Source organism: Cellulomonas sp. WB94 (assembly GCF_003115775.1).
Lineage (GTDB): Bacteria > Actinomycetota > Actinomycetes > Actinomycetales > Cellulomonadaceae > Cellulomonas_A.
The window spans coordinates 654761-680689 of sequence record NZ_QEES01000002.1 but is presented as its reverse complement, the minus strand read 5'-3'; the positions used below and the strand labels follow the sequence as shown (position 1 = coordinate 680689).

The 25929-nt window shown below is 72.1% G+C and carries 22 protein-coding genes, 1 pseudogene and 1 riboswitch; of the genes and pseudogenes, 19 read left to right on the top strand and 4 right to left on the bottom strand.

The features are described 5' to 3' along the window. The first annotated feature begins 28 nt into the window (after positions 1-28). The 8 genes from DDP54_RS04195 to DDP54_RS04160 all read left to right on the top strand — a co-directional run bounded on the left by DDP54_RS04195 (position 29) and on the right by DDP54_RS04160 (position 9381). Entirely contained in the window at positions 29-1504 is a 1476-nt protein-coding gene (locus DDP54_RS04195; protein ID WP_109130674.1) for an ATP-binding protein, read from the top strand. Positions 1505-1509: 5 nt separating this feature from the next. Continuing rightward, a complete protein-coding gene (locus tag DDP54_RS04190; RefSeq protein WP_109130673.1) occupies positions 1510-2166 on the top strand; it encodes a response regulator transcription factor in 657 nt (218 codons plus the stop codon). A 66-nt stretch (positions 2167-2232) separates the two neighbouring features. Continuing rightward, positions 2233-2580 (top strand): hypothetical protein, encoded by a 348-nt coding sequence (locus DDP54_RS04185; protein WP_109130672.1) that lies wholly within the window; start codon positions 2233-2235, stop codon positions 2578-2580. 43 nt (positions 2581-2623) lie between these two features. Then, positions 2624-3106 (top strand): DUF456 domain-containing protein, encoded by a 483-nt coding sequence (locus DDP54_RS04180; RefSeq protein WP_109130671.1) that lies wholly within the window; start codon positions 2624-2626, stop codon positions 3104-3106. 40 nt (positions 3107-3146) lie between these two features. Next, positions 3147-5741 (top strand): DNA helicase PcrA, encoded by a 2595-nt coding sequence (gene pcrA, locus DDP54_RS04175; protein ID WP_109130670.1) that lies wholly within the window; start codon positions 3147-3149, stop codon positions 5739-5741. Positions 5742-5860: 119 nt separating this feature from the next. After that, entirely contained in the window at positions 5861-7036 is a 1176-nt protein-coding gene (gene sucC / locus DDP54_RS04170; RefSeq protein ID WP_109130669.1) for an ADP-forming succinate--CoA ligase subunit beta, read from the top strand. Positions 7037-7075: 39 nt separating this feature from the next. After that, entirely contained in the window at positions 7076-7966 is an 891-nt protein-coding gene (gene sucD / locus DDP54_RS04165) for a succinate--CoA ligase subunit alpha (RefSeq protein WP_109130668.1), read from the top strand. A gap of 77 nt (positions 7967-8043) precedes the next feature. Beyond that, positions 8044-9381, top strand: a complete 1338-nt coding sequence (locus DDP54_RS04160) for a DUF6350 family protein (protein WP_197711314.1) — start codon at positions 8044-8046, stop codon at positions 9379-9381. Positions 9382-9435: 54 nt separating this feature from the next. On the opposite strand, the gene DDP54_RS04155 is transcribed toward DDP54_RS04160, so the two are convergent. Continuing rightward, complete coding sequence (locus tag DDP54_RS04155) at positions 9436-9984, bottom strand: hypothetical protein (RefSeq protein WP_146192352.1); 549 nt, start codon at positions 9982-9984, stop codon at positions 9436-9438. 153 nt (positions 9985-10137) lie between these two features. Between DDP54_RS04155 and purN the strand changes: the two genes are divergently transcribed. Beyond that, positions 10138-10752 carry a phosphoribosylglycinamide formyltransferase gene (gene purN / locus DDP54_RS04150; protein WP_197711420.1) on the top strand — a complete coding sequence of 205 codons (615 nt, stop codon included), beginning with the start codon at positions 10138-10140 and terminating at the stop codon, positions 10750-10752. Between the two features lies 1 nt (position 10753). Here the strand turns inward: purN and DDP54_RS04145 are convergent, their stop codons facing one another. Continuing rightward, positions 10754-11737, bottom strand: coding sequence for an NAD-dependent epimerase/dehydratase family protein (locus DDP54_RS04145; RefSeq protein ID WP_109130665.1), 984 nt, complete (start codon positions 11735-11737; stop codon positions 10754-10756). Between the two features lie 128 nt (positions 11738-11865). Between DDP54_RS04145 and DDP54_RS04140 the strand changes: the two genes are divergently transcribed. Then, complete coding sequence (locus DDP54_RS04140) at positions 11866-12609, top strand: TetR/AcrR family transcriptional regulator (RefSeq protein ID WP_197711313.1); 744 nt, start codon at positions 11866-11868, stop codon at positions 12607-12609. A 4-nt stretch (positions 12610-12613) separates the two neighbouring features. Further along, positions 12614-12707, top strand: a riboswitch (ZMP/ZTP riboswitch). Positions 12708-12750: 43 nt separating this feature from the next. Continuing rightward, positions 12751-14369 (top strand): annotated as a pseudogene (gene purH / locus DDP54_RS04135) (bifunctional phosphoribosylaminoimidazolecarboxamide formyltransferase/IMP cyclohydrolase). Positions 14370-14426: 57 nt separating this feature from the next. Here the strand turns inward: purH and DDP54_RS04130 are convergent. Then, complete coding sequence (locus DDP54_RS04130; RefSeq protein WP_242448217.1) at positions 14427-15695, bottom strand: FAD-dependent oxidoreductase; 1269 nt, start codon at positions 15693-15695, stop codon at positions 14427-14429. A 37-nt stretch (positions 15696-15732) separates the two neighbouring features. Between DDP54_RS04130 and DDP54_RS04125 the strand changes: the two genes are divergently transcribed. After that, positions 15733-16227 (top strand): DUF3017 domain-containing protein, encoded by a 495-nt coding sequence (locus DDP54_RS04125; protein WP_242448216.1) that lies wholly within the window; start codon positions 15733-15735, stop codon positions 16225-16227. Between the two features lie 73 nt (positions 16228-16300). Here DDP54_RS04125 and DDP54_RS04120 read toward each other — a convergent pair whose 3' ends face one another. Further along, positions 16301-17227 (bottom strand): aquaporin, encoded by a 927-nt coding sequence (locus tag DDP54_RS04120; RefSeq protein ID WP_109130662.1) that lies wholly within the window; start codon positions 17225-17227, stop codon positions 16301-16303. Between the two features lie 266 nt (positions 17228-17493). On the opposite strand from DDP54_RS04120, the gene DDP54_RS04115 reads away from it, so the two are divergent. The 7 genes from DDP54_RS04115 (at position 17494) to DDP54_RS04085 (ending at position 25724) form a co-directional block, all read left to right on the top strand. Beyond that, positions 17494-18681, top strand: a complete 1188-nt coding sequence (locus DDP54_RS04115; protein WP_242448215.1) for an ROK family transcriptional regulator — start codon at positions 17494-17496, stop codon at positions 18679-18681. Positions 18682-18918: 237 nt separating this feature from the next. Continuing rightward, positions 18919-20469, top strand: coding sequence for a multiple monosaccharide ABC transporter ATP-binding protein (mmsA, locus tag DDP54_RS04110; RefSeq protein WP_109130661.1), 1551 nt, complete (start codon positions 18919-18921; stop codon positions 20467-20469). Next, complete coding sequence (mmsB, locus tag DDP54_RS04105; RefSeq protein WP_109130660.1) at positions 20466-21740, top strand: multiple monosaccharide ABC transporter permease; 1275 nt, start codon at positions 20466-20468, stop codon at positions 21738-21740. Before mmsA ends, mmsB begins: the two co-directional genes overlap by 4 nt. Positions 21741-21850: 110 nt before the next feature. Then, positions 21851-22978: a sugar-binding protein gene (locus DDP54_RS04100; protein ID WP_109130659.1), complete on the top strand. Its 1128-nt coding sequence runs from the start codon at positions 21851-21853 to the stop codon at positions 22976-22978. Positions 22979-23132: 154 nt separating this feature from the next. Then, positions 23133-24350 (top strand): NADP-dependent isocitrate dehydrogenase, encoded by a 1218-nt coding sequence (locus tag DDP54_RS04095; RefSeq protein WP_109130658.1) that lies wholly within the window; start codon positions 23133-23135, stop codon positions 24348-24350. Between the two features lie 83 nt (positions 24351-24433). Next, a complete protein-coding gene (locus DDP54_RS04090; protein WP_109130657.1) occupies positions 24434-25420 on the top strand; it encodes a malate dehydrogenase in 987 nt (328 codons plus the stop codon). Between the two features lie 28 nt (positions 25421-25448). Next, positions 25449-25724: a DUF167 domain-containing protein gene (locus DDP54_RS04085; protein WP_242448214.1), complete on the top strand. Its 276-nt coding sequence runs from the start codon at positions 25449-25451 to the stop codon at positions 25722-25724. Positions 25725-25929 lie beyond the last annotated feature (205 nt).

Below are 25929 nucleotides of genomic sequence, written 5' to 3'. Positions count from 1 at the left end.
GAGCCGTCTGCCGTGTGACGATCAACCCATGACCTCGCAGCAGCCCGCACGCGACGACCCGACAGGTCCGGCCCAGCCGGTGCCGTCGGTGCCGCCCGGCGCGCCCGCGCGGCCACTGCTGCGCCGCCCGACGACCGGTCGACGGATCGGCGGGGTCGCGGCAGGGCTCGCGGCGCACCTGGGGCTGTCGGTCGGCGTCGTGCGGTTCGCCTTCGTCATCCTCGTGGGGCTCGGCGGTGTCGGCGTCGCCCTCTACGTGTTCCTGTGGGTCACCGTGCCGGAGGGCGACCCGTACGCCCCGGACGAGCGGCCGGCGCACCTGTCCCGGCTCGTCCGTCCGGCCGTCGGTGCGGACGCGCCCGTCGTCGGCTACGGCACCGAGGGGCCACGGGTCGCGGGGCCGCCGGATCCGACCGTCGGGCTGCCGCCCGGTGGTCGCGCGGGTGCAGCCGTCCGGACCCTGCCGGTGACGGACATCGCGATCGCGCTCGTCCTCATCGCGGCCGCCGTCGTGCTCTTCGCGGTCCGCAACGGCGCGCACCTCCAGAGCACCTGGGTGGTGCCGACCCTCATCCTGCTCGCGGGGACGGCCCTCGCGTGGAGCCAGCTCGACGCCGGGCAGCGCGGGCGCTGGCGCTCGCGGGCCGGTGGGCGCACGCCCGTCAGCGTCCTGCGGCTCGTCGGCGGGATCGTGCTGGCCGGGGCCGGGGTGCTGCTGCTCGTCGGTCAGGAGATGTCCCCCGACCTGCTGGTGCAGTCGATGGTGGCCGCGCTCGCCGTGCTCGCCGGCGTCGCGCTCGTCCTCGCGCCCTGGTGGCTGCGGCTCGTGCGCGAGCTGGGCGACGAGCGCGCCGCGCGGGCGCGGGAGTCGGAGCGGGCGGACATCGCGGCGCACCTGCACGACTCGGTGCTGCAGACCCTGGCGATGATCCGGGCGCGCGCGGACGACCCGCACGAGGTGGCGCGCATGGCGCGGGCGCAGGAGCGGGAGCTGCGCGAGTGGCTCTACGACGACCGACCGGCGCCGGGCACGTCGCTCGCGGCCGCGCTGCGGGCCGTCGTCGCGGAGATCGAGGACACGCGGTCGGGCCCCGGTGGCGAGGCCGTCGTCATCGACGCGGTCCTCGTCGGCGACCGTGAGCCGGACGCCGACACCGAGGCGCTGCTGCAGGCGACCCGCGAGGCGTTGGTCAACGCGGTCGTGCACGGACGCCCGCCGCTGTCGCTGTACTGCGAGGTCGGCCCAGACCTCATCGAGGTCTTCGTGCGCGACCGCGGGGACGGCTTCGACCTCGACGCGGTCCCGTCGGACCGGTTCGGCGTGCGCGAGTCGATCATGGGTCGCGTCCGTCGCCGGGGCGGGTCGGCCACCGTCCAGTCGAAGGACGGCAACGGCACCGAGGTGCACCTGAGCATCCCGGTGCGTACGAACGAGGATCATGCGGTGCGGGCCGCGCCGGGGCAGCCCCGGGCGGACGCCACCGAACCGGTCAAGGAGCGGTGAGACACATGAGTGAACCTGTCGACGTGGTGCTGGTCGACGACCACCTGATGTTCCGGGCGGGTGTGCGGGCGTCGCTCGACGACCGCGTGCGCGTCGTCGGGGAGGCTGCGAGCGTCGACGAGGCGATCCGGGTCGTGCGCGAGCTGCGCCCGGCCGTCGTGCTGCTCGACGTGCACCTGCCGGGCGGTGACGGTGGGGGCGGCGCGGAGGTCATCAGGGCGTGCACCGACCTCCTCGGCGAGACGAGGTTCCTCGCGCTGTCGGTCTCGGACGCGGCCGACGACGTCGTCGCGGTCATCCGGGCCGGCGCGCGCGGGTACGTGACGAAGGCGATCACGGGCGCTGACCTGGCGGCCGCCGTGCAGCGCGTCGCGGGGGGCGACGCGGTGTTCTCGCCGCTGCTCGCGGGCTTCGTGCTCGACGCGTTCGGTGCCGCGGCGGGCGACGTCGCGACGGGTGACGACGAGCTCGACCGGTTGTCGGCCCGTGAGCGTGAGGTCATGCGGCTCATCGCGCGCGGCTACTCCTACCGCGAGGTGGCGAGCGAGCTGTTCATCTCGATCAAGACGGTCGAGACGCACGTCTCGGCGGTGCTGCGCAAGCTGCAGCTGTCCTCGCGCCACGAGCTGACACGCTGGGCAGCGGCCCGGCGACTGATCTGAGGTCTCCTGCACAGGTTCCCGACACACCTGTTGGGAAAACCGCCGACGAGACCCTAGGCTGACCCCATGACCGTCGTCCTGAACCTTCTGCTCGTCCTGCACCTCGTCGGCTGGGCCATGGTGCTCGGTGGCGTCCTGGCCCACATGAAGAAGCCGGTGGTCCCGGTCGGGGCGCTGCACGGCATCCTCACGGCCCTCGTCACGGGCATCCTCATGACCGGGATCCTGGCCGCAGGCCTCGCGGGCGACCCGCCGAACAACACCAAGGTCGGGATCAAGCTCCTCGTCGCACTGGTCGTGGCCGCCCTCGTGATCGTGGGACGGCGGACGCCGGCCCGGGTCACCGCGGGCTTCCTCGGGGGGATCGCGGGGCTCGTCGTCCTCAATGTCGGGATCGCCGTCCTCTGGAGCTGACCGTGCGCCACGCGCATCGGACCGACACCGCCGCGGCCGCCCGATGAGCCCCGCCGGCGAGCTGCTGGTCGGGCTCGTGATCGCCACCGGGCTCGTCGGGGTCGTCGTCCAGGTGCTCCCCGGGAGCCTGATCGTGCTCGGCGCAGTCCTGGTGTGGGCCACCGAGACCGGTGGAGGTGTGGCCTGGACCGCGTTCTCCGTGGGTGCTGTCGCGGTCGCTGCGGCGGCCGTCGGCAAGTACCTGCTCGCGGGCAGGCACCTGGCGGGCGCGGGCGTGCGCCGCTCGACCCTGGTGTGGGGCGGGGCGCTGGGCGTCGTCGGGTTCTTCGTCGTGCCCGTGGTCGGGCTGCCGCTCGGGTTCGCGCTGGGCGTCTACCTCATCGAGTGGGGCGCACGCCGCGACAGCCGGGTCGCGTGGCGCGCGACGGTCGCCGTGCTCCGCGCGACCGGGATCGCGCTGCTCGTCGAGCTCGCGGGCGCGCTCGTCGCCGCCGGGGCGTGGCTGCTCGCGGTGCTCCTCACCTGAGGTCACGAGTGTCGGCGCGGTTGCCTAGGCTGGGGTAGCCATGACCTCGCTCTTCCAGAACCTTCCCCTGCCCGGGCTCGGTGCCGCCGACCTCTCGCGGCTGCCCTCCGCTGTGCCCCCGCGCGACGGCGGCCAGTCCCGCCGCGATGTCGACGCCGATGCCGACGCCGACCGCGAGGCGGATCCGCAGACCGGCCGTGTCGCCGGTTCGGCCGCCGAGGCGGAGGCCCTGCTCGTCGGGCTGAACCCCCAGCAGCGCGAGGCAGTGCTCCACCACGGCGGCCCGCTGCTCATCGTCGCGGGTGCCGGCTCGGGCAAGACGCGGGTCCTCGCGCACCGCATCGCGTACCTCCTGGCCACCGGGCGTGCGCACCCGGGTGAGATCCTCGCGATCACCTTCACCAACAAGGCCGCCGCGGAGATGCGCGAGCGCGTCGCGACTCTCGTCGGTCCCTCCGCGCGCCGCATGTGGGTCTCGACGTTCCACTCCGCATGCGTGCGGATCCTGCGCCGCGAGGCGTCGACGCTGGGCCTGCGGTCGAGCTTCTCGATCTACGACTCGGCCGACTCGCAGCGTCTGCTGACGATGGTTGCGCGCGAGCTCGACCTCGACTCCAAGAAGTTCCCGCCCAAGGCCCTCGCCGCGAAGATCTCGGCGCTCAAGGACGAGCTGGTCGACCCCGAGACGTTCGCGGCGACGGCGAGCAGCGACACGAGCTCGTTCGAGTCGGTGCTCGCGCAGGTCTACACGCGCTACCAGGCCCGGCTCCGCCAGGCCCACGCGCTCGACTTCGACGACCTCATCATGACGACGGTGCACCTGCTGCAGGCGTTCCCCGCGGTCGCGGAGCACTACCGGCGGCGGTTCCGGCACGTGCTCGTCGACGAGTACCAGGACACCAACCACGCGCAGTACACGCTGGTCCGCGAGCTGGCGGGGGTCGGCTCCCGGCGCCGGGCGGAGGGCGAGGGCGCACCCGACGACGGCCCGCGCGGCGAGCTGACCGTGGTGGGCGACGCCGACCAGTCGATCTACGCGTTCCGCGGCGCGACGATCCGCAACATCCTCGAGTTCGAGGCCGACTACCCCGACGCGCGCACGATCCTGCTCGAGCAGAACTACCGCTCGACCCAGAACATCCTCTCGGCCGCCAACGCGGTGATCTCCCGCAACTCGGGTCGCAAGCCCAAGCGGCTGTGGACCGACTCCGGGGCGGGCGCGCAGATCGTCGCGTACGTCGCGGACAACGAGCACGAGGAGGCGCGGTTCGTCGCCGAGGAGATCGACCGGCTCGGCGACTCCGACGGGGTGCGTCCCGGTGACGTCGCGGTGTTCTACCGCGCGAACGCGCAGTCCCGAGCGCTCGAGGAGGTGCTGATCCGCGTCGGCCTGCCGTACAAGGTGGTCGGTGGCACGCGGTTCTACGAGCGGCGCGAGATCAAGGACGCCGTCGCCTACCTGCGGGCGATCGCGAACCCGGACGACGACGTCAACCTGCGTCGCATCCTCAACGTCCCCAAGCGCGGCCTCGGCGACCGGTCGGAGGCCATGGTCGCGGCGTTCGCCGAGCGCGAGCGCATCTCGTTCGGCGCGGCGCTCGGGCGTCTCGACGAGGTGCCGGGCCTGGGCACCCGGGCGATCACGGGCCTCGCGGCCTTCGCGACGATGATGACCGACCTGCGCTCGCTCGCCGCGTCCGGGACGGGGCCGGCCGAGGTACTCGGCGCGGTGCTCGACCGGACGGGCTACCTCGCGGAGCTGCGGGCGAGCGAGGACCCCCAGGACCAGTCCCGGGTCGAGAACCTCGCCGAGCTGCACGCGGTCGCGAGCGAGTTCGCGCAGAGCGAGCCCGACGGGGACCTGGCGGACTTCCTCGAACGGGTCTCGCTCGTCGCCGACTCCGACCAGATCCCGTCGGACGACGGCGAGGGCGGCGGCGTCGACCAGGGCGTCGTGACCCTCATGACCCTGCACACCGCGAAGGGCCTCGAGTTCCCGGTCGTGTTCCTCACCGGGATGGAGGACGGCACGTTCCCGCACATGCGGTCGCTCGCCGACACCGACCAGCTGGCCGAGGAGCGCCGGCTCGCGTACGTCGGCCTGACGCGTGCCCGCGAGCGGTTGTACGTCTCGCGCGCCGCGGTCCGTACGTCGTGGGGCGTGCCCAACGAGTTCCCGGCGAGCCGGTTCCTCGACGACCTGCCCGAGGAGGTCGTCGACTGGCGGCGCCGTGAGTCCAGCATGGACACGCTGCGGCGACCGGCGTACGGCTCGGGCGGGTACGGGTCGGGGGGCCACGGATCGGGCGGCTACGTCTCGGGTGGGTACGGCTCCGGTGGGTCCGGGACGCGCACCGCGGGTTCGTCGTCGCGCACCGGATCCACCCAGGCGGCGCGCGCGGGCTCCGCGGCGCCGCGGGCTGCCGGCGGCGCGACGTTCGGGTCCGCCACGCCCCGACCCGAGGGCACCGTCCCGGATCTCGCGCTCGGCGACCGCGTCACGCACGACGCGTACGGGCTCGGCACCGTCGTCGGTCTCGAGAACTCTGGTCCGAACGCGGTTGCGAAGGTCGACTTCGGCACCGAAGGGACCAAGCGCCTGCTGCTGCGCTTCTCGCCGGTGACGAAGCTCTGACCACGGTGTGTCCGAGACGACATCTCTCGATGTGAAGATAGTTCGCCCGCGCGGTTACGATCGACTGGGCGGCGCGGCCAGACCAGGCCACGCGCGGGTCGACGGAAGGACCAAGCCAGGTGGACCTGTTCGAGTACCAGGCACGTGACATCTTCGAGAAGCACGGCGTGCCCGTGCTCGGCGGCGTCGTCGCCACCACACCCGAGGAGGCCCGCGCGGGCGCCGAGCAGCTGCTCGGCGGCGGACCGGGTGTCGTCGTCGTCAAGGCGCAGGTCAAGGTCGGCGGTCGCGGCAAGGCGGGTGGCGTCAAGCTCGCCACGTCGGCCGACGACGCCGAGGCCAAGGCATCCGAGATCCTCGGCATGGACATCAAGGGCCACACGGTCCACCGCGTGATGATCGCCGCGGGCGCGAAGATCGCCAAGGAGTACTACTTCTCGGTGCTGCTCGACCGGGCCGAGCGCCGGTGCCTCGCGATGGCGAGCGTCGAGGGCGGCATGGAGATCGAGCAGCTCGCGGTCGAGCGCCCCGACGCCCTCGCGAAGGTCGCCGTCGACCCGCTGGTCGGCATCGACCAGGCGAAGGCCGACGAGATCGTGGCGGCCGCGGGCTTCGACGCCGACGTCGCCCCGAAGGTCGCCGTCGTGCTGCAGCGGCTCTGGGACGTGTACCAGGGCGAGGACGCAACGCTGGTCGAGGTCAACCCGCTCGTGCTCACCGACGCCGGCGACATCGTCGCGCTCGACGGCAAGGTCACGCTCGACGAGAACGCCGGCTTCCGTCACCCCGACCACGCCGAGCTCGAGGACGCCGCCGCAGCGGACCCGCTCGAGGCGCGCGCCAAGGAGAAGTCGCTCAACTACGTCAAGCTCGACGGCTCGGTCGGCATCATCGGCAACGGGGCGGGGCTCGTCATGAGCACGCTGGACGTCGTCGCGTACGCGGGCGAGGCGCACGGCGGGGTGCGGCCCGCGAACTTCCTCGACATCGGGGGCGGCGCGTCGGCCGAGGTCATGGCCGCCGGGCTCGACATCATCCTGTCCGACCCGCAGGTCAAGTCCGTGTTCGTCAACGTCTTCGGTGGCATCACGGCGTGCGACGCGGTCGCCAACGGCATCGTCGCCGCGCTCGAGATCCTCGGCGACCACGCGACGAAGCCGCTCGTCGTGCGGCTGGACGGCAACAACGTCGTCGAGGGCCGCCGGATCCTCGCCGACGCCGCGCACCCCCTCGTGACGCTCGCGGACACGATGGACGGTGGGGCCGACAAGGCCGCCGAGCTGGCCAACGCCTGAGCCCCCTGACTTCTTCACGAGACGAGAGAAACAACTGACATGGCGATCTTTCTGACCGAGTCCTCCAAGGTCATCGTCCAGGGCATGACGGGCTCCGAGGGCCAGAAGCACACGACGCGCATGCTCGCGGGCGGCACCCAGGTCGTCGGCGGCGTGAACCCGCGCAAGGCGGGCACGTCGGTCGACTTCCCGACGGCCGACGGCGCGACCGTCGCGGTCCCGGTGTTCGGCACGGTGGCCGAGGCCATCGCCGCGACCGGGGCCGACGTGTCCGTCATCTTCGTGCCGCCGGCCCACACCAAGGCCGCGGTCATCGAGGCGGTCGACGCCGGCATCCCCCTCGCGGTCATCATCACCGAGGGCGTCCCGGTCGCGGACACGGCCGAGTTCTTCACGTACGCGCGGGCCAAGGGCACGCGGCTGATCGGCCCGAACTGCCCCGGCCTGATCAGTCCCGGAAAGTCCAACGTCGGCATCATCCCGGCCGACATCACCGGACCGGGCAGGATCGGTCTCGTCTCGAAGTCCGGCACGTTGACGTACCAGATGATGTACGAGCTGCGGGACCTCGGGTTCTCGACCGCGATCGGCATCGGCGGCGACCCGATCATCGGCACGACTCACATCGACGCGCTCGAGGCGTTCGAGGCCGACCCCGAGACCGAGGTCATCGTCCTCATCGGCGAGATCGGCGGGGACGCCGAGGAGCGTGCCGCGGCGTACATCAAGGCGCACGTCACGAAGCCGGTCGTCGGCTACGTCGCCGGGTTCACCGCGCCCGAGGGCAAGACGATGGGCCACGCCGGCGCGATCGTGTCCGGCTCGGCCGGCACCGCGCAGGCGAAGAAGGAGGCCCTCGAGGCCGCGGGGGTCAAGGTCGGCAAGACGCCGAGCGAGACGGCCGCGCTCGCCCGCGCGCTGCTCTCCTGACACCGGGCCGGCGCGACACCCACGGCGCGCCGGGCCGGTTGGCTCGTCGGTCGCGTCCGAGCGGCGACCATGGTGGGGTGAGCGACCCGTCTGGTACCGACCGGCTCGACCGGCTGCGCCGGCGCGTCCTGACGTCCGACGACGGCACCCCGCGGTTCTTCGCGAGCGACCTCGACGGTGCACCTCGGTGGGTCGGTGGTCTGCTCGCCGGGCTGCAGGGCGCGCTGCTGTCCCTGCTCGTCGTCGTGCTGCCCACCGTGACGGCGTACGTCGTGACGTCGGCGGACCCCACGAACGCCGGCGTCCCCTGGACGCGACCCGTGGCGTTCGGCGGGGCCGTGTGGCTGCTCGCGCACGGCGTCCCCCTGACCGTGGCGGGCGACGTGCTCACGTTGACGCCCCTGGGGATCACCCTGCTCGCGGTCTTCACGTGCTACGTGTCAGCACGGCGGTCGGGGAACGCGACAGCGCTGTCCTGGGCGGCCGGGGTCGGCGGGTACACGGCGATCGCCGTCGGCGTCGCACTGCTGGTCCGCGCGTCGGTCGCCGACGCGCTCCTCGCGGCGCTCGGTGCGGTGGTCGTCTCGGGCCTCGGGCTCGCCGGAGGCCTCGCGCGCCGGCCCGAGGCGCGACCCCTGCGTGACGTCCTGCGGCCGGCGTGGTCGAGGCTCCCGCGAGCGTTCCGCGCGGGCGGCGCCGCCGGGACGCTCGCGGTCGCGATGCTCCTGGTGGCCGCGTCGGCCACGGTCGTCCTGTGGGTGCTGGCAGGACGCACGACGATCACCGACATCATCGCCTCGCTCGGGCTGGACCCGGTCGGTGGCAGCGTGCTCGCCGTCGCCGAGGTCGCCTACGTGCCGAACCTCGTCGTGTGGGCGTTGTCGTGGCTCGCGGGTCCCGGGTTCCACGTGGGGACCGGCACGGTGTTCTCAGGAGCCGCCGTCGTGTCCGGTCCGTTGCCGGCGATCCCGCTCCTGGGGGCCCTGCCGCAGCCCGACTCTGCCGGCGGGCTGCTCACCGCGGTGCCCCTGGTGCTGGTCGTGGCCGGTGTCGTCGCGGGTGCGTGGCTGCAGCGCCGGCTCGTCTCCGAGCGGTGGACCGACGCCGTCCTGGCGTGCGTCGCGGCGGCCGTCGTGGCCGGTGGGGGAGCGGGGCTCCTCGTCGTGCTCGCGAGCGGCACGCTCGGACCGGGGCGGATGGCAGACGTGGGCGCGTCCGGGCTGGTCGTCGGGGCCGCGATCGCCGCCGGCATCCTGATCGGCACGTTCCTCGCGGTGCTCCCGTTCGACCCAGCGGTGAAGGCGCGGGTCGGCCGGGCGTGGCACGACGCGCTCGCCCGCGGCTCGGACAGCCCCGAGCCGGCGACGGTGCGCCCGGTCCGGCCAGGCAGGCCCTCGGACGAGCCGACCGAGTGAGCTGACCGGGAGGCACCCGGTCCGGCAGGGCGGTCAGCGGTCGAGAGGTGGCAGTCAGCCGCCCGTGGACCGGCGCAACTGCTGCTCCCAGTCCTTCAGGCCCTGCTCGAGCTCGTGCTGGCACGCCGCCTTCGCGGAGATCGTCAGCGCGCCACGCAGGCACTCCTGCTGCTTCACCTGCAGCGGCCACGTCGCGAACGTCGCCAGCAGCGTCATCGAGAAGAGCATCGCGAACACGAGCCCGAGGACGAGCATCGGCACCAGCGAGCCGCGCACCCGTCCCCGGATGATCGTCACGAGTGCGCGGATCCCCGTCACGACGGCTGCGGTGAGGAACGCGAGCGACGCGACCTTCCACGGCAGGTTCAGCACGCTCAGCAGGATCGCGGCGAGCATGAACAGGCCGAAGTGCACGATCTGACGGCTCCCGCGCACCACCGCCTCGGGATCCGGTGGGCGGGGCGGGGCGGCGGGCGGCCGCTGGGGTGCGGGGGTACGGCCCGGCCCAGTCGCCGGTCCGGTTCCGCGGGGGCCGATCAGCGGGTCGGGGCGCTGGTCGGCGCGTGGGCGATCGCCGGACGGCGGTGCGTACGGGTTGCTCACCCGAGCATTCTCGCCCATGCGCCGAGGTCGGCGGCGCAGTGCCCGCACGTCGACCGGCCGCCCGACGGCGACCCGCAGGCCGCTAGGGTCGGGCCTGTGCCAGCGTCGAACCCGTCGAACCCGTCGAACCCGTCGAGGCCTCCGCGGCCCGCCGTGGTCCCGCCCGCGGCTCGCGTCGTCGTGCTCGTCTCGGGGGCCGGCTCCAACCTGGCGGCTCTCCTCGCCGCCCACGCCGCCCCCGACTTCGGCGCGCGGGTGGTCGGAGTGCTGAGCGACGACCCGGGTGCCGGCGGGCTCGACGTGGCCAGGGCGGCTGGCGTCGCGACCGCCGTCGTGCGGCCCTCCGACTTCGCGGACCGCGCCGCGTGGGATCGGGCGCTCGCGGACGCCGTGGCGGTCTTCAGCCCGACGCTCGTCGTGAGTGCGGGCTTCATGCGGATCCTTGGCGCCTCGTTCCTCTCCCGGTTCGCCGGGCGCGTCATCAACACCCACCCCGCGCTGCTGCCGGCCTTCCCCGGTGCGCACGGAGTGCGTGATGCGCTCGCGTACGGCGTGCGGGTCACCGGCTGCACCGTCCACCTGGTCGACGAGGGGGTCGACACCGGGCCGATCATCGCCCAGCGCGCGGTCGAGGTGCTCGACGACGACGACGAGACCTCCCTGCACGAGCGCATCAAGACGGTCGAGCGAGCTCTCCTGGTCGACGTCGTCGGCCGGGTCGCGCGCGGCGACCTGGCGGTCGACGGCCGACGCGTCCGGCTCGGCTGAGTCAGCGCCGGGCTGCCGACGGGGTGTCGGCGGACCGGCTGCCCCACCACGCGAGCGTCTCCGCAACGATCGTGTCCCACGGGGTCGGCGTGAGCCCGAGCACGCCCTGGGAGGCCGTCGAGTCCATGACGAACGGCTCGACGAACTGGTAGCCCACGGCGTACACCTCGCGCAGCATCGGCGAGCCGATCCCGAGCAGCCGGACGGCCGTCATCGGGAGCGGACGGATCCGGGGCTGGGGTGCGCCCGCGGCGTCGGCGACCATCACCGCCAGCTGGCGGAAGGTCAGCGCCTGGGGCGACGGGACGTGCCAGGCATGGCCCCAGGCGGCCTCGGTGGTCCCCGCGGCGGCGAGCGCACGGGCGAAGTCGGCCAGGTAGGTCCAGGTGTGGGGCGCGTCGGCCGCCCCGATGGGATGCAGCGGACGACCCGCGAGCAACGGTTCGAGCATGCGGGCCCCGGCGTGCGACTGGGCCTGGGCGCCGGGGCCGAGGTAGTCGCTGCCACGGACCTCGGTCGCCCGCACCCGACCGTCCCGATGGCGTCGCTCGGCCTCGCGCCACATCGCGGCCCGCACGAGGCCCTTCGTCTCGCCGGACGCGAGCGGAGAGTCCTCGCGCATGAGCTGGGTGCCGGCCCCGTACCCGTACAGGTTGCCGGTGGTGACGAGGACGGCTCCCGTGGACTCGGCCGCGGCCAGGATGGCGTCGGCGATCGGCGGCCAGAGCGTCGGCCAGCGGTGGTAGGCGGGGTTGACGCAGTTGTAGAGGACGTCGGCGCCCTGGGCTGCACGGGTGAGCGCGGCGGCGTCGGCGCTGTCGACCGCGGCGTGCCGGATCGGCGGCTCCGTGCTCGCGCCGGGCGTCGTGGGCGCGCTGGGTGAGCCTGTGCGGCTGAGGACGAGGACCTCGTCCCCCGCATCCGCGAGCTGACGGGCGAGCGTCGAGCCGATGGGGCCCTTGCCGACGATGACATGGCGGGTCATGGCGTGCTCCTGGGATTCAAGGGAGAGCGGTGCTCTCGAATTAGAGCGATGCTCGCACCTCATGTGGATCCACGTCAAGAGCACCGCTCTCGCTTGCGAACACTGCTCGCGTCGATCACACTCGTCCGGTGGAGGACCGCCCCAACGCGCCGAGAGGTGCCCGCGAACGCGCCCGGGCCGAGGTCATGAGCGAGCTCCTCGCGTCGGCTCGCGAACGCCTCGGAACCGACGGCGCAGCGAACCTGTCGCTGCGGGCGGTGGCGCGCGACCTCGGCGTCTCGTCGTCGGCGGTCTACCGCTACGTCGAGTCCCGGGACGCGCTGCTCACGCTCCTGATCGTCGAGGCCTACGACGCCGTCGGGCACGTCGCCGAGGAGGCCGCGTCGCGCGCGCGGGCCGCCGGTTCCTCGCCCGCGCAGACCTGGCTGGCCGTCGCTCGGGCCGTGCGCGGCTGGGCGCTCGCGAACCGGCACTCGTTCGAGCTGATCTACGGCACCCCGGTGCCCGGGTACCAGGCGCCGCAGGACACCGTCGCCGCGGCGCTGCGGATCTGGGCGGTCATCGTCTCGATCATGCTCGAGGGGTTCGACGACGGCTCGCTGACCCCCGCGGGACCGGACTTCGACCCGGCCGGGCTCGTGACGGCGGAGGTGTTCACGTTCGCCGGGATGGGTGCACCAAGGGACGTCCCGGCCGAGACCGCGCGCGCCGTCGTCCGGTCGTTCACGCTGTTCGCCTCGCTCATCGGCGGGCTGACGGCCGAGCTCTACGGTCACCTGCACCGGGTCGCCGACGACTTCCCCGGGGTGTTCGACGCGATGATCGCGACGGCGGCCGCAGGAGTCGGGCTGCACGTCGACCTGCTCGGGTAGACTCGGCCCCGGCCGTGACTGGCGTACCTGAGGTGGACTGAACCACCGGGGAGCGGCCGCAGCATTGCGCCGTCGCACCGTTCGCCTGGGTGCTCGGGTCCTTCACGTCTCACGAGACCGCAACGACCCGGGAGGTCACCCATGTCTCACGAACTCACCCCGCTCGCCCCCGTCGCCGACGCGACCGCTGCAGCGACGCGCCGCCCGCTGCGCCGGGCGCTCGTCAGCGTCTACGACAAGACGGGCCTCGTTGAGCTCGCCTCGGCCCTGCACGCCGCGGGCGTCGAGCTCGTCTCGACCGGCTCGACCGCCGCCACCATCGCGAGCGCCGGAGTGCCCGTGACCAAGGTCGAGGAGCTCACCGGGTTCCCCGAGTGCCTCGACGGCCGGGTCAAGACGCTGCACCCGCGCGTGCACGCCGGGATCCTCGCCGACACGCGGCGGCCCGACCACGTGGCGCAGCTCGCCGAGCTCGACATCGAGCCGTTCGACCTCGTCGTCGTCAACCTCTACCCGTTCTCGGCGACCGTCGCCTCAGGCGCGGGCCCGGACGAGTGCGTCGAGCTGATCGACATCGGCGGACCGTCGATGGTGCGTGCGGCCGCCAAGAACCACCCGAGCGTCGCCGTGGTCATCGACCCCGCGCGGTACGGGGCTGTCCAGGCCGCCGCGACGGAGGGCGGCTTCACGCTCGCCGAGCGCCGCGGGCTCGCGGCCGACGCGTTCGCGCACACCGCCGCGTACGACACCGCTGTCGCCGCGTGGTTCGCGGGCGAGTACGCGCCCGACGCCGCCGCGGCCGAGTCGGGGTTCCCTGCGTTCGCGGGCGCGTCCTGGTCGCGCGGGAACGTCCTGCGCTACGGCGAGAACCCCCACCAGGGCGCCGCGCTCTACCTGGACGACGACGGCGCGGCCGGCCGCGGGCTGGCCGGCGCGACCCAGCTGCACGGCAAGGAGATGAGCTACAACAACTACGTCGACGCCGATGCGGCCTGGCGCGCGGCCCACGACCACGACGGACCGGCCGTCGCGATCATCAAGCACGCGAACCCGTGCGGCATCGCGACCGGGACGGACATCGCCGACGCGCACGCCAAGGCCCACGCGTGCGACCCCGTGTCGGCCTACGGCGGCGTCATCGCGGCGAACGGCACGCTCACCCTGGCAGCGGCCGAGCAGATCGCGCCCGTGTTCACCGAGGTCGTGATCGCCCCGACTTCGAGCCGGCCGCGCTCGAGCTGCTGAGCAAGAAGAAGAACATCCGGCTGCTCACCGTCGCGTCCGCGCCGCGGCACGCGTTCGAGCTGCGGGCGGTCTCGGGCGGTGTGCTCGCGCAGCAGACCGACCGGATCGACGCCGCGGGAGACGACCCGACGACGTGGACCCTCGCGACCGGCGAGGCGGTCGACGCCGCGACGCTCGCCGACCTGGCGTTCGCCTGGCGGTCGGTGCGCGCCGTGAAGTCCAACGCGATCCTGCTGGCGTCCGGCGGCGCGTCCGTCGGGGTGGGGATGGGGCAGGTCAACCGCGTCGACTCGTGCCGGCTCGCCGTCGAGCGGGCCGGCGACCGTGCCCGCGGCTCGGTCGCGGCGTCCGACGCGTTCTTCCCGTTCGCCGACGGGCTCCAGGTCCTGCTCGACGCGGGCATCAAGGCCGTCGTCCAGCCGGGCGGCTCGATCCGCGACGACGAGGTGGTCGCGGCCGCGGTCGCCGCAGGGGTCGCCCTCTACCTCACCGGGACCCGGCACTTCGCGCACTGACCGAACCCTTCCGCCCGGCAGGAAGGTCCTGCCGGGCGGGCGGTCCGGTCGGGCGGATCAGCCGGTGACGGCCGCCCGGAGCGCCAGGGTCGGGTCGGCGGCCCTGCCGCGGTCGAGCCGGGGCAGGGCCGGTCCGGTGAACAGCCGGCGTGCCGCCGCGACGTCCCGTGGGCGGTCGACCGCAAGGACGGCCGTCAGCGCATCGGTGCCTGGGCTGAACCACAGCGCCGTCCAGCCGTCGCCGGGCGCGGCCGACGGTCCGGCCGACGATCCGCCGCGCAGCACGACGTCGTCGGCCGCGCCGGGCTGACCGAACATCGCCAGCTCGTGGCCGAGCTGGGTCGAGAACACGTAGGGCGCCGGGTCGTCGTCGGGCCCGGGCCCGGGCCGGGTGTCCGGCGTGAGCAGCGAGCGCACGGCGATCGCCGGGCTGCGCAGCGCGCCGTCCCAGTGACCGCCGGCGACGACGCCGTGCCGAGCCGACAGCCGTCGCGCGACGTCACCGACCGCACGCACGTGCCGCGGTCCGCCCTGCGGTGCGAAGGTCCCGTCCACCCGGACCGAGCCGTCCTGGTCGAGCGGCAGGCCGCCCGCGAGCCAGCCGGTGCCCGGGCGAGCGCCGACCGCCGCGAGCACGAGGTCCGCGTCGAGGCGCCGTCCGCCCTCGAGCTCCACGCCGTCGGCGCGCACCTGCGCGACGCGCGCGCTGGTGACGAGCTCGACCCCTGCCGCGGCGTACCACGACGCGGTCAGCGCACCGACGTCGACGCCGAGCGCGGACGTCAGTGGCGCCCCCAACGCCTCGACGACCGTGACGGTGACGCCCGCGGCCGCCGCGACCCCCGCGACCTCGGCACCGATCCACCCGGCCCCGATGACGACCAGCCGGGTTCCGGGAGTCAGCCGTGACCGCAGGTGGGCGGCGTCGGCGGCCGTGTGCAGCGTCGCGGCGGCATCCCAGCCAGCGGGCCGGATGGCGTGGGAACCGGAGGCGATCACCGCGGCGTCGGCGGTCGTCGTCCCGTGGGCCGTCGTGACGTCGACCGAGCTCGGGCCGATCCGCAGGCCCAGCGCCGGCGCGTCGAGCCGGACGTCGTCAGCCAGGCCGACCGCGTCACCGCCGAGCTCGTCCGCGAGCCAGGCAGGGGCTGTCTGGTCGAACAGGTGCTTCGAGAGCGGCGGCCGGTCGTACGGCGCCAGGCCCTCCGCGCCGAGCAGCGTGACGTGCCCGTCGAACCCCTGCTCGCGCAGCGCGACGACAGTCCGGGACCCGGCAAGGCCGGCACCGACGACGACGACGGACCGGGGCTGTGCAGGGACCGTCACGCGGGCAACGGTAGTCTCCCGGACGGGAGGCACATCGATGGCGCAGGACGGTACCGGCGAGCGGGATGCCGCGGGCACGGCAGGGTCGGCGGACGGCATGCCGCACGCAGACTCGGTCGCCCCGGACGAGGGCGCCCTCGCGGACCCCGTCATCACGCCCGACCCGCTGGGCAGCGCCGACCCGACGGCCAGCGCCGACCCGACGGGCAGCGCCGACCCGCTCGTGGCCGAGGAGCTGTCGCTCGACCCGCGCGCCATCGCCCGCGCCTCGCTCGCCGCGGGCCGCAACTCGTCGCTGTGGTGGGTGACCGTCGGGGTCGGCGTCGCGATCGCGGTCGCGGTGCTCGTCAGCACAGCCGCCGGCGCGCTGACCCTCGCGGGTCTGCTGGCCGTCGGGGCCGTCGTCCGCGCTGCGACGCCGCCCCCCGGTCCCGCGGCGCTCGTCGCCCGGGGGCGGCCGCTCGACGTGCTGATCCTCTTCTCGTTCGCGTTCGCGCTCGCGATCCTGTCGCAGGTGATCCCCGCGCACTGACGGACCGGGACAGCACGACGCCCGGGCGCCGCCCGCTCAGGGGTGCGGGGTCGCCCGGGCGTCGTGGGTCCTGTCAGGGGTTGGGCGTCTCGGCGACGTACTCCTCGGTGACGACGATCTCCTCGATGTCGGGCTCGCCGAGCAGGTCGTCCTGGACGCGCTCCGCGGCGAACGCGCGGTAGACGAGCGCAGCGATCCCGGCGCCCGCGAGCGGGGCGACCCAGAACAGCCAGAGCTGGGTGAACGCCCAGCTGTCGGAGAAGATCGCGGCAGCGGTGGCCCGCGCCGGGTTCAGTGCGCCATTGGTCACGGGGATCGCGATGAGGATGCCGACCGCGAGCGTGAGCCCGATGGCGAACGGGGCCTGCTGGTGCGCCGAACGGCGGTCGGTCGCGCCGAGGATGACGCCGACGAAGACCGCAGTCACGACGAGCTCGATCAGCAGCGCGCCGAGCAGGCCGAAGCCCTCGCCGCCGGTCTGGGCCGCGATCGGGGAGTGCGCGCCGAAGCCGTTCGCCACGGAGCTGAAGAACGTGCGCTCGTTACCGGCGAGCGCGGGCAGGGACGCGGCCGCGACGTAGAGGAGCGCCGATGCGAGTGCGCCGCCCACGAGCTGGGCGAGCCAGTAGGGGAGCACGTCGCGCCAGGCGGTGCGGCCCGCGACAGCCGCACCGAACGTCACGGCCGGGTTGAAGTGCCCGCCCGAGACGTGGCCGACCGCGATGGCGCTCGCGAGCACCGCGATGCCGAACGCGAGGGCCACGGCGAGCGGTCCGCCGCCGACACCCGTGACGCCCGCGTACAGCGCGACGCCGAGCCCGGCGAGCACGAGGAAGAACGTGCCGAAGGCCTCGGCGCCGAGGCGGGCGACGAGGCCGGGCCCGGTGGTCACGACGATCGCGGCGGGGTTCTCGGCGGGGATCCCGTACTCGGCGAAGACCTCGTCGGCGTTCACGGCAAGCGGGTCGGGGGTGGGCGTGGCGGGGGTGTCCTGGGACATGGTGTTCCTGTCGTCGCAGTCGTGGGCCGCGCGGACGGAGGCGGGGCCTCGTCGTCCGGTCTGCGGCTGAGCGCCCCCAGCATGCCAGCCGAACCTCGGTGCGTCCTTCAGTTCTGCCACTGCCTGACGGTCGGTGGTTGCGGGGGCCGAGAGTGGTCCCGCGGTCTCGCCGTCCGCGCGCGAATCATGCGTTCGGGTGTCGAACGCGCGACTGGGGGACGCGTGTGTCTCTTGACCACAACGGGGGAGTCGGGCACTGTTGCGGCGTGGACACCGCGACCGGAGCCGATGGCGGGCCGGCGCGTCAGCCCGGTTCCCAGACGGCGCTGCGCTCGCTGAACGTGCAGCGCGTCGTCGGCATGCTCACCACCGCGGGGGCCTCCACGCAGGCCGAGCTCGCGCGGCACACGGGCCTGTCGACCGCGACCGTGTCGAGCATCGTGCGCGCGATGGTGGGCCGCGGCATCGTCACGACGTCCCCCACCACGAGCTCGGGGCGACGCGCGGTGCTCGTGCGGCTCGAGGACCGCGGCATCGTCCCGGTCGGGATCGACCTCGGCCGGACGCACGTCCGGGTGTGCCTGGCGACCCTGGGGTACGAGGTGATCGCCGAGCGCTCGGTCGCCCTGCCGCACGAGCGCCGGCCGCACGAGGGGATCGACATGGCGACCGGGCTCCTCGCCGACCTCCTCGCCGAGAGCTCGGTGCCACGCAGCGCGGTGGTGGGGGTCGGCGTCGGGATCCCCGGGCCGATCGACAACCGCACGGGTCACGTCCTCGAAGGTCCGCTGTGGCCGGAGTGGGACGACCTGGATCCTCAGCTTGCCCTGGAGGAGCGCCTCGGCGTCCCGGTCTTCCTCGACAACGACGCCAACCTCGGTGCGCTCGCCGAGGTCACCTGGGGTCCGCACTCGTCGGTCGACAACCTGGTCTTCCTCAAGCTGGGGAGCGGTATCGGCTGCGGGCTGATCGTGGGCGGGCAGCCGTACCACGGGCATGTCGGGATCGCAGGCGAGATCGGCCACTCACCGATCTCGGACACCGGCCCGCTGTGCCGGTGCGGCAACCGCGGCTGCCTCGAGATGGCGGCGTCCACGTCGACGATGATCGACCTGCTCGACCGCGGTCAGGTGCCCCGCCTGACCACCGACGACATCGTCCGCCAGGCGCTCGCGGGCGACACCGCGACGCTCCGGGTCATCGAGGACGCCGGTGTCGCGACGGGGCGGGCCCTCGCGAGCGTGGTGAACCTGATCAACCCCGAGGTCGTCGTCGTCGGCGGACCGCTCGCGGTGCTGGGCGAGATCCTGCTCGAACCGATCCGGCGAGGCCTGCTCCGGTACGCGATCGCCGTCGCGGGCCAGACGACGCGGCTGGCCGTGTCGTCGCTCGGCGACCGCGCCGAGGCGCTCGGTGCCGCCGCCCTGGTGCTGCGTCACCCCGTCCTCGGCTGATCGTCGCCTCGGTCTTCCGACCGCCCTCGAGCCCTGTTGCGTTCGGAAGTCGTTACCAAGTCGTTGTATTCAAGAGTTGACGCCAAGGCTCCGACCGCGGTTGACTTCGGAGCCGAGGCGCTGTCGCCTCCCCAGACAGCGCAGTCACGCCGGAGGCACGTATGCAAGCCCGCTCCCCCCACCTTCGCCGCTTCGCTCCGTCGCGCGGCGTCGTGGCGCAGAACGAGAGGCTCGTCGATGTCCGCTGAGCCCACGATCCTCGAGATGCGAGCGATCACCAAGGAGTTCCCCGGCGTCAAGGCGCTCGCGGACGTCTCCCTGACGGTCAAGGCGAACGAGATCCACGCGATCTGCGGTGAGAACGGTGCCGGGAAGTCGACCCTGATGAAGGTGCTGTCGGGCGTCTACCCGTACGGCACGTACACCGGCGAGATCGTCTTCCAGGGCGAGGTCGTCCGGTTCAAGGACATCAACGCCAGCGAGCACGCGGGCATCGTGATCATCCACCAGGAGCTGGCGCTGATCCCGGGGCTGTCGATCACCGAGAACATCTTCCTCGGCAACGAGCCCGCCGAGCGCGGGGTGATCAACTGGAAGACCGCCAAGCGCCTCGCGATCGAGCTGCTCGCACGAGTCGGCCTCGACGAGGACCCCGACACGCTGATCCAGAACATCGGTGTCGGCAAGCAGCAGCTCGTCGAGATCGCCAAGGCCCTGAGCAAGCAGGTCAAGCTGCTCATCCTCGACGAGCCCACCGCCGCGCTGAACGCGGCCGACTCCCAGCACCTGCTCGACCTGATCGTCGGTCTGCGGAGCAAGGGCATCGCGTCGATCATGATCTCGCACAAGCTCGACGAGCTCGAGCAGGTCGCCGACTCGATCACGATCCTGCGCGACGGCCGCCTCGTCGAGACGCTCGACAAGGAGATCGACGGCGTCAACGAGGACCGCATCATCCGCGGCATGGTCGGCCGGAGCCTCGAGAACCGCTTCCCGGACCACACGCCGAACATCGGCGAGGTGTTCTTCGAGGTCAAGGACTGGACCGTCGAGCACCCCCAGATCTCCGAGCGGCTCGTGTGCAAGGGATCGACCTTCTCGGTCCGGCGCGGCGAGATCGTCGGTTTCGCGGGGCTGATGGGCGCCGGCCGCACCGAGCTCGCCATGAGCGTGTTCGGGCGGTCCTACGGCAACTACGTCCGCGGCACGATCGTCAAGGACGGCCACGCGATCCAGGTGCGCGACGTGTCGGAGGCGATCGACCACGGTCTGGCGTACGTCTCGGAGGACCGCAAGGTCCTCGGCCTGAACCTGCTCGACGACATCAAGCGGGCGATCGTCTCGGCGAAGCTCAGCCGGATCTCCCACGGGCAGCGGATCGACAAGTCGCAGGAGAACGCGGTCGCCGAGCGGTACCGCACGAGCCTGCGGATCAAGACGCCGAGCGTGGACGAGGGGCTCTCCAAGCTCTCGGGCGGGAACCAGCAGAAGGTCGTCCTGGCGAAGTGGATGTTCACCGAGCCCGACCTGCTCATCCTCGACGAGCCCACGCGGGGTATCGACGTCGGGGCCAAGTACGAGATCTACGGGATCATCCAGCAGCTCGCCGACCAGGGGAAGGGCGTCATCGTCATCTCCTCGGAGCTCCCCGAGCTGCTCGGGATCTCGGACCGGATCTACACGATCTTCGAAGGCCAGATCACCAGTGAGGTGGCCGCCGCCGACGCAACCCCCGAAGCGCTCATGCGCACCATGACCTCGACCAAGAAGAAGACTCAGGACCGATGACCACCAAATTCTCAGACATCAAGAAGATGTTCGGCGGAGGCACGTCGAACGCCCGTCAATTCGGCATGATCTTCACGCTCGTCGGGATCATCCTGCTGTTCCAGGTCCTGACCCACGGGCTGACGCTCGACCCGGTCAACCTGATCGCCATCGTGAGCCAGTACTCCTACATCCTGATCCTCGCCATCGGCATGGTCATGGTGATCATCCTCGGCAACATCGACCTGTCCGTCGGGTCCGTGGCCGCGGTGGCCGGCATCGTGGTGGCCACCGCGATGCAGAAGTTCGACCTCCCGTGGGGGCTCGCGATCATCCTCGGGCTCGTGATCGGTGCGGCGATCGGCGCGTGGCAGGGCTTCTGGGTCGCGTACATCGGTGTCCCGGCCTTCATCGTGACGCTCGCCGGCATGCTCCTGTTCCGTGGGATGAACCAGTTCATCGGCAACGCGAACACGATCCCGGTGCCCCCGGGCTTCCGCACCATCGGCGCTGGCTACCTGCCCGAGGTCGGACCGAACACCGGGTACAACAACCTCACCCTGCTGCTCGGCGTGCTGATCGCGATCGTCGTGGTCATCCGCGAGTTCCGCCTGCGCGCGACGCAGCGCGAGATGGGCTCGGAGATGGCGCCCACGTGGGTGAGCGTCGTCAAGGTCACGGTCCTGGTGGCTGTCGTCGTCTACGCCGCGTTCCTGTTCGCCGGCGGTCGCGTCGGGACCAGCTTCCCGGTCTCGGGCCTCATCCTGCTGGCCCTGGTGGTCCTGTACTCGTTCATCACGAACAACATGATCTTCGGCCGCCACATCTACGCGGTCGGTGGCAACCGGCTGGCTGCACAGCTCTCGGGCGTCAAGTCCAAGCGCGTGCACTTCCTGGTCATGATGAACATGTCGGTCCTGGCCTCCCTCGCGGGCATGATCTTCGTCGCCCGCTCCGCCGCCTCCGGTCCTCAGGACGGCCTGAACTGGGAGCTCGACGCGATCGCGGCCTGCTTCATCGGTGGCGCGGCAGTCGCCGGCGGCTCCGGCACGGTCACCGGCTCGATCGTCGGTGGTCTCGTGATGGCGGTCCTGAACAACGGCCTGCAGCTCATGGGCGTCGGCGCGGACAAGGTCCAGATGATCAAGGGTCTCGTGCTGCTCATCGCGGTCGGGATCGACGTCTACAACAAGATGCAGGGCAAGCCGTCCCTCATCGGGTTGATGACACGAAGGTTCGAGAAGGACGAGGCAGTCAACGACCCGTCAGGGCCCGTCCGCGTCGCTTCTTGAGTGAAGGCGACGTCCAGCGTCGCCCAGAGGAAGAACGACCACCGCGGCAGCAAAGCAGCTGCCGGGTAGCACCACGCACGATCACTTCCTAGAAAGAGATGTGACGCACCATGCGCAAGATCGTCAAGACCTCCCTCGCGCTCGCCGCGGTGGCAGCGCTGTCGCTGACCGCCTGCTCGAGCCGCACGGCCGACACGACCACCCCCGCAGCCTCGGGCTCGGCCTCGGCCGCGGCCGCGGGCTTCGCCGCCGACTCGCTCGTCGGGGTCGCACTCCCGTCGAAGACGTCGGAGAACTGGGTTCTCGCCGGTGACCTGTTCACCCAGGGCCTCAAGGACGCCGGCTTCAAGTCGGACGTGCAGTACGCGGCCGCCTCGGGCACCGTCGCCGACCAGCAGGGCCAGATCACCGCGATGGTGACCAAGGGCGCGAAGGTCATCATCATCGGTGCGGCCGACGGTGCGCAGCTCAGCACCCAGGTCGAGGCCGCTCAGGCCGCCGGCGCGATCGTCATCGCGTACGACCGTCTGATCCTCAACACGAAGGCCGTCGACTACTACGTCGCGTACGACAACTTCAAGGTCGGCCAGCTCCAGGGCCAGGCCCTGCTGGACGGCATGAAGGCCAAGAAGGCCACCGGCCCCTGGACGATCGAGCTCTTCTCGGGCTCCTCGGACGACGCCAACTCGGCCGTCTTCTTCAACGGCGCGATGGACATCCTGCAGCCGGCCATCGACAAGGGCGACGTCATCGTCGGCTCGGGTCAGACCGACATCAAGCAGACGGCGACGGCCGGCTGGAAGGCCGAGAACGCCCAGAGCCGCATGGACTCGCTCCTGACGAGCACGTACAACGGGGACAAGACGCTCGATGGCGTCCTGTCCCCGAACGACACGCTGGCCCGCGCGATCCTCACGTCGGTCAAGGGTGCCGGCAAGGACCTCCCGACCGTCACCGGTCAGGACTCCGAGGTCGAGTCGGTCAAGTCGATCATGGCTGGCGAGCAGTACTCCACGATCAACAAGGACACCCGCAACCTCGTCAAGGCCGCCATCCAGATGGCGACCGACCTGAGCACGGGCAAGACGCCTGACGTCAACGACACCAAGTCGTACGACAACGGCGTCAAGACCGTCCCGGCGTACCTGCTGCCGCCGCAGATCGTCACCAAGGCGAACGCTGCCGAGTCGTACGCCAACGACGAGAAGCTCCTCGCCATCGTCAAGGCTGCTTCCTGATCACAGCACGCCAGTAGCACCGCACGAGGAACGGGCTCGGCCGGGATCACCCGGCCGGGCCCGTCCCGCATGTGCGGGCGACGCAAAGTCTCTTGATGTCGAGTAATCTTGGTCGCAGGCACGAGAACTCACCCCAGCACAGGAGCATCCCCGCATGGCGAAGATCAAGGTCGTGGGCCCCGTCGTCGAGCTCGATGGCGACGAGATGACGCGGATCATCTGGCAGTTCATCAAGGACCGCCTGATCCACCCGTACCTCGACATCGACCTGCGGTACTACGACCTGTCGATCGAGAACCGTGACGCGACCGACGACCAGGTCACGATCGACGCGGCGTACGCGATCAAGGAGCACGGCGTCGGCGTGAAGTGCGCGACGATCACGCCCGACGAGGCCCGCGTCGAGGAGTTCGGCCTGAAGAAGATGTGGGTCTCGCCCAACGGCACGATCCGCAACATCCTCGGCGGCGTCGTCTTCCGCGAGCCGATCATCATCTCGAACATCCCGCGCCTCGTGCCCGGCTGGAACAAGCCGATCATCATCGGCCGCCACGCGTTCGGCGACCAGTACCGCGCGACCAACTTCAAGGTCCCGGGCGCCGGCACGCTGACCCTCACGTTCACCCCGTCGGACGGCTCCGAGCCGATCGAGCAGCAGGTCGTGACGTACCCCGAGGGCGGCGGCGTCGCGATGGGGATGTACAACTTCAACGACTCGATCCGCGACTTCGCCCGCGCCTCGCTCGCCTACGGCCTGCAGCGCGGCTACCCGGTCTACCTGTCGACCAAGAACACGATCCTCAAGGCGTACGACGGCGCGTTCAAGGACATCTTCCAGGAGGTGTTCGACACCGAGTTCGCCACGCAGTTCGCCGCGGCCGGCCTGACGTACGAGCACCGCCTCATCGACGACATGGTCGCCGCGTCGATGAAGTGGGAGGGCGGGTACGTCTGGGCGTGCAAGAACTACGACGGCGACGTGCAGTCCGACACCGTCGCGCAGGGCTTCGGCTCGCTCGGCCTCATGACGAGCGTCCTGATGACCCCCGACGGCACGACGGTCGAGGCCGAGGCGGCGCACGGTACGGTGACGCGCCACTACCGCCAGCACCAGGCGGGCAAGCCGACCTCGACGAACCCGATCGCCTCGATCTTCGCGTGGACCGGCGGGCTCAAGCACCGCGGCAAGCTGGACGGCACGCCCGAGGTCACGAGGTTCGCCGAGACGCTCGAGGACGTCGTCATCAAGACCGTCGAGAGCGGCAAGATGACCAAGGACCTCGCGCTCCTCATCGGGCCCGACGCCGAGTGGCTCACGACCGAGGCCTTCCTCGCTGCGCTCGACGAGAACCTCTCAGCGCGCCTGGCATGACCGTCGGGGCGCTCCCGCCCCGGCTCGCAGGCACCACCACACGCTTCGCCCGCGTCAGCAGAACCGATCGAAGGAGATCTCTCATGACGACACCCGTCAACGTCACGGTCACGGGCGCCGCCGGCCAGATCGGATATGCGCTGCTGTTCCGCATCGCCTCCGGCCAGCTGCTCGGCGCCGACACGCCCGTCCGCCTCCGCCTCCTCGAGGTCACCCAGGGCATGAAGGCCGCAGCGGGAGTTGCGCTCGAGCTCGACGACTGCGCCTTCCCGCTGCTTGCGGGGGTCGACATCTTCGACGACGCGACGGCGGCGTTCGACGGTGCCAACGTGGCGCTGCTCGTCGGCGCGCGGCCGCGCACGGCCGGCATGGAGCGGGCCGACCTGCTCTCGGCGAACGGCGGGATCTTCCGGCCGCAGGGGCAGGCGATCAACGCGGGCGCCGCCGACGACATCCGTGTCCTCGTCGTGGGGAACCCCGCGAACACGAACGCGCTGATCGCGGCGTCGCACGCGCCGGACGTCCCGGCGGGCCGCTTCACCGCCATGACGCGTCTCGACCACAACCGCGCGCACATCCAGCTCGCCAAGAAGACCGGCGTGCAGCTCGCCGACGTCAAGCGCCTCGCGATCTGGGGCAACCACTCGACGACGCAGTACCCGGACATCACGCATGCCACGATCGCGGGCCGCCCGGCGGCGGACGTCGTCGCGGACCCCCGGTGGGTCGAGGACGTCTTCATCCCGACGGTCGCCCAGCGGGGCGCGGCCATCATCGAGGCGCGCGGGCAGTCCTCGGCGGCCTCGGCGGCGAACGCGGCGATCGACCACGTGCACTCGTGGGTCAACGGCACGCCGGCGGGCGACTGGACGTCGGCCGGGATCGTCTCCGACGGGTCGTACGGGGTGCCCGAGGGCCTCATCTCGTCGTTCCCCGTGACGTCGGAGGGTGGCGAGTGGCACATCGTGCACGGTCTCGAGATCGACGAGTTCTCGCGTGCACGCATCGATGCGTCGGTCGCCGAGCTGGTCGAGGAGCGGGCGGCCGTCCAGGCGCTCGGACTCATCTGAGCCACCGGCCGCCGGCGCCCGTGAGCCGATGACCGTGCGGGTCGCGATCAGGGTCAAGCCGGGTGTGTCCCGCGCGCGCGTCGGCGGTCTGCACGGCGACCGGCTGGTCGTCTCCGTGAACGCCCGGGCGGTCGACGGCGCGGCCACGGAGGCCGCGCTCGCGGCCCTCGCGGACGCGCTCGGGGCCCGGCGTCGGCACGTGCGGCTCGTCTCGGGTGCGACGAGCCGGGACAAGCTGGTCGAGGTCGACGACGCCGTCTCGGGCCTTGCCGAGCGCCTCGACGAGCTGCGCGGGACCGACTGAGCGAAGGCCTCCCGGACGCACCTGAGCGCGGGGGAGCGGAGCGCCCCTCGAGGGCGACCTGTGTGCCGGCTGTAAGCAGTTCGGCCCCGGTGCGCATGCCCGCAGGCGTGTCACCTGCGCGGACGCAGCCGCTGGCGACGTGATTTCCGGCGTTATTCATCCCATGATGTCGTGCGAATTCTCAGGTATTGCGGTGATTTGCAGT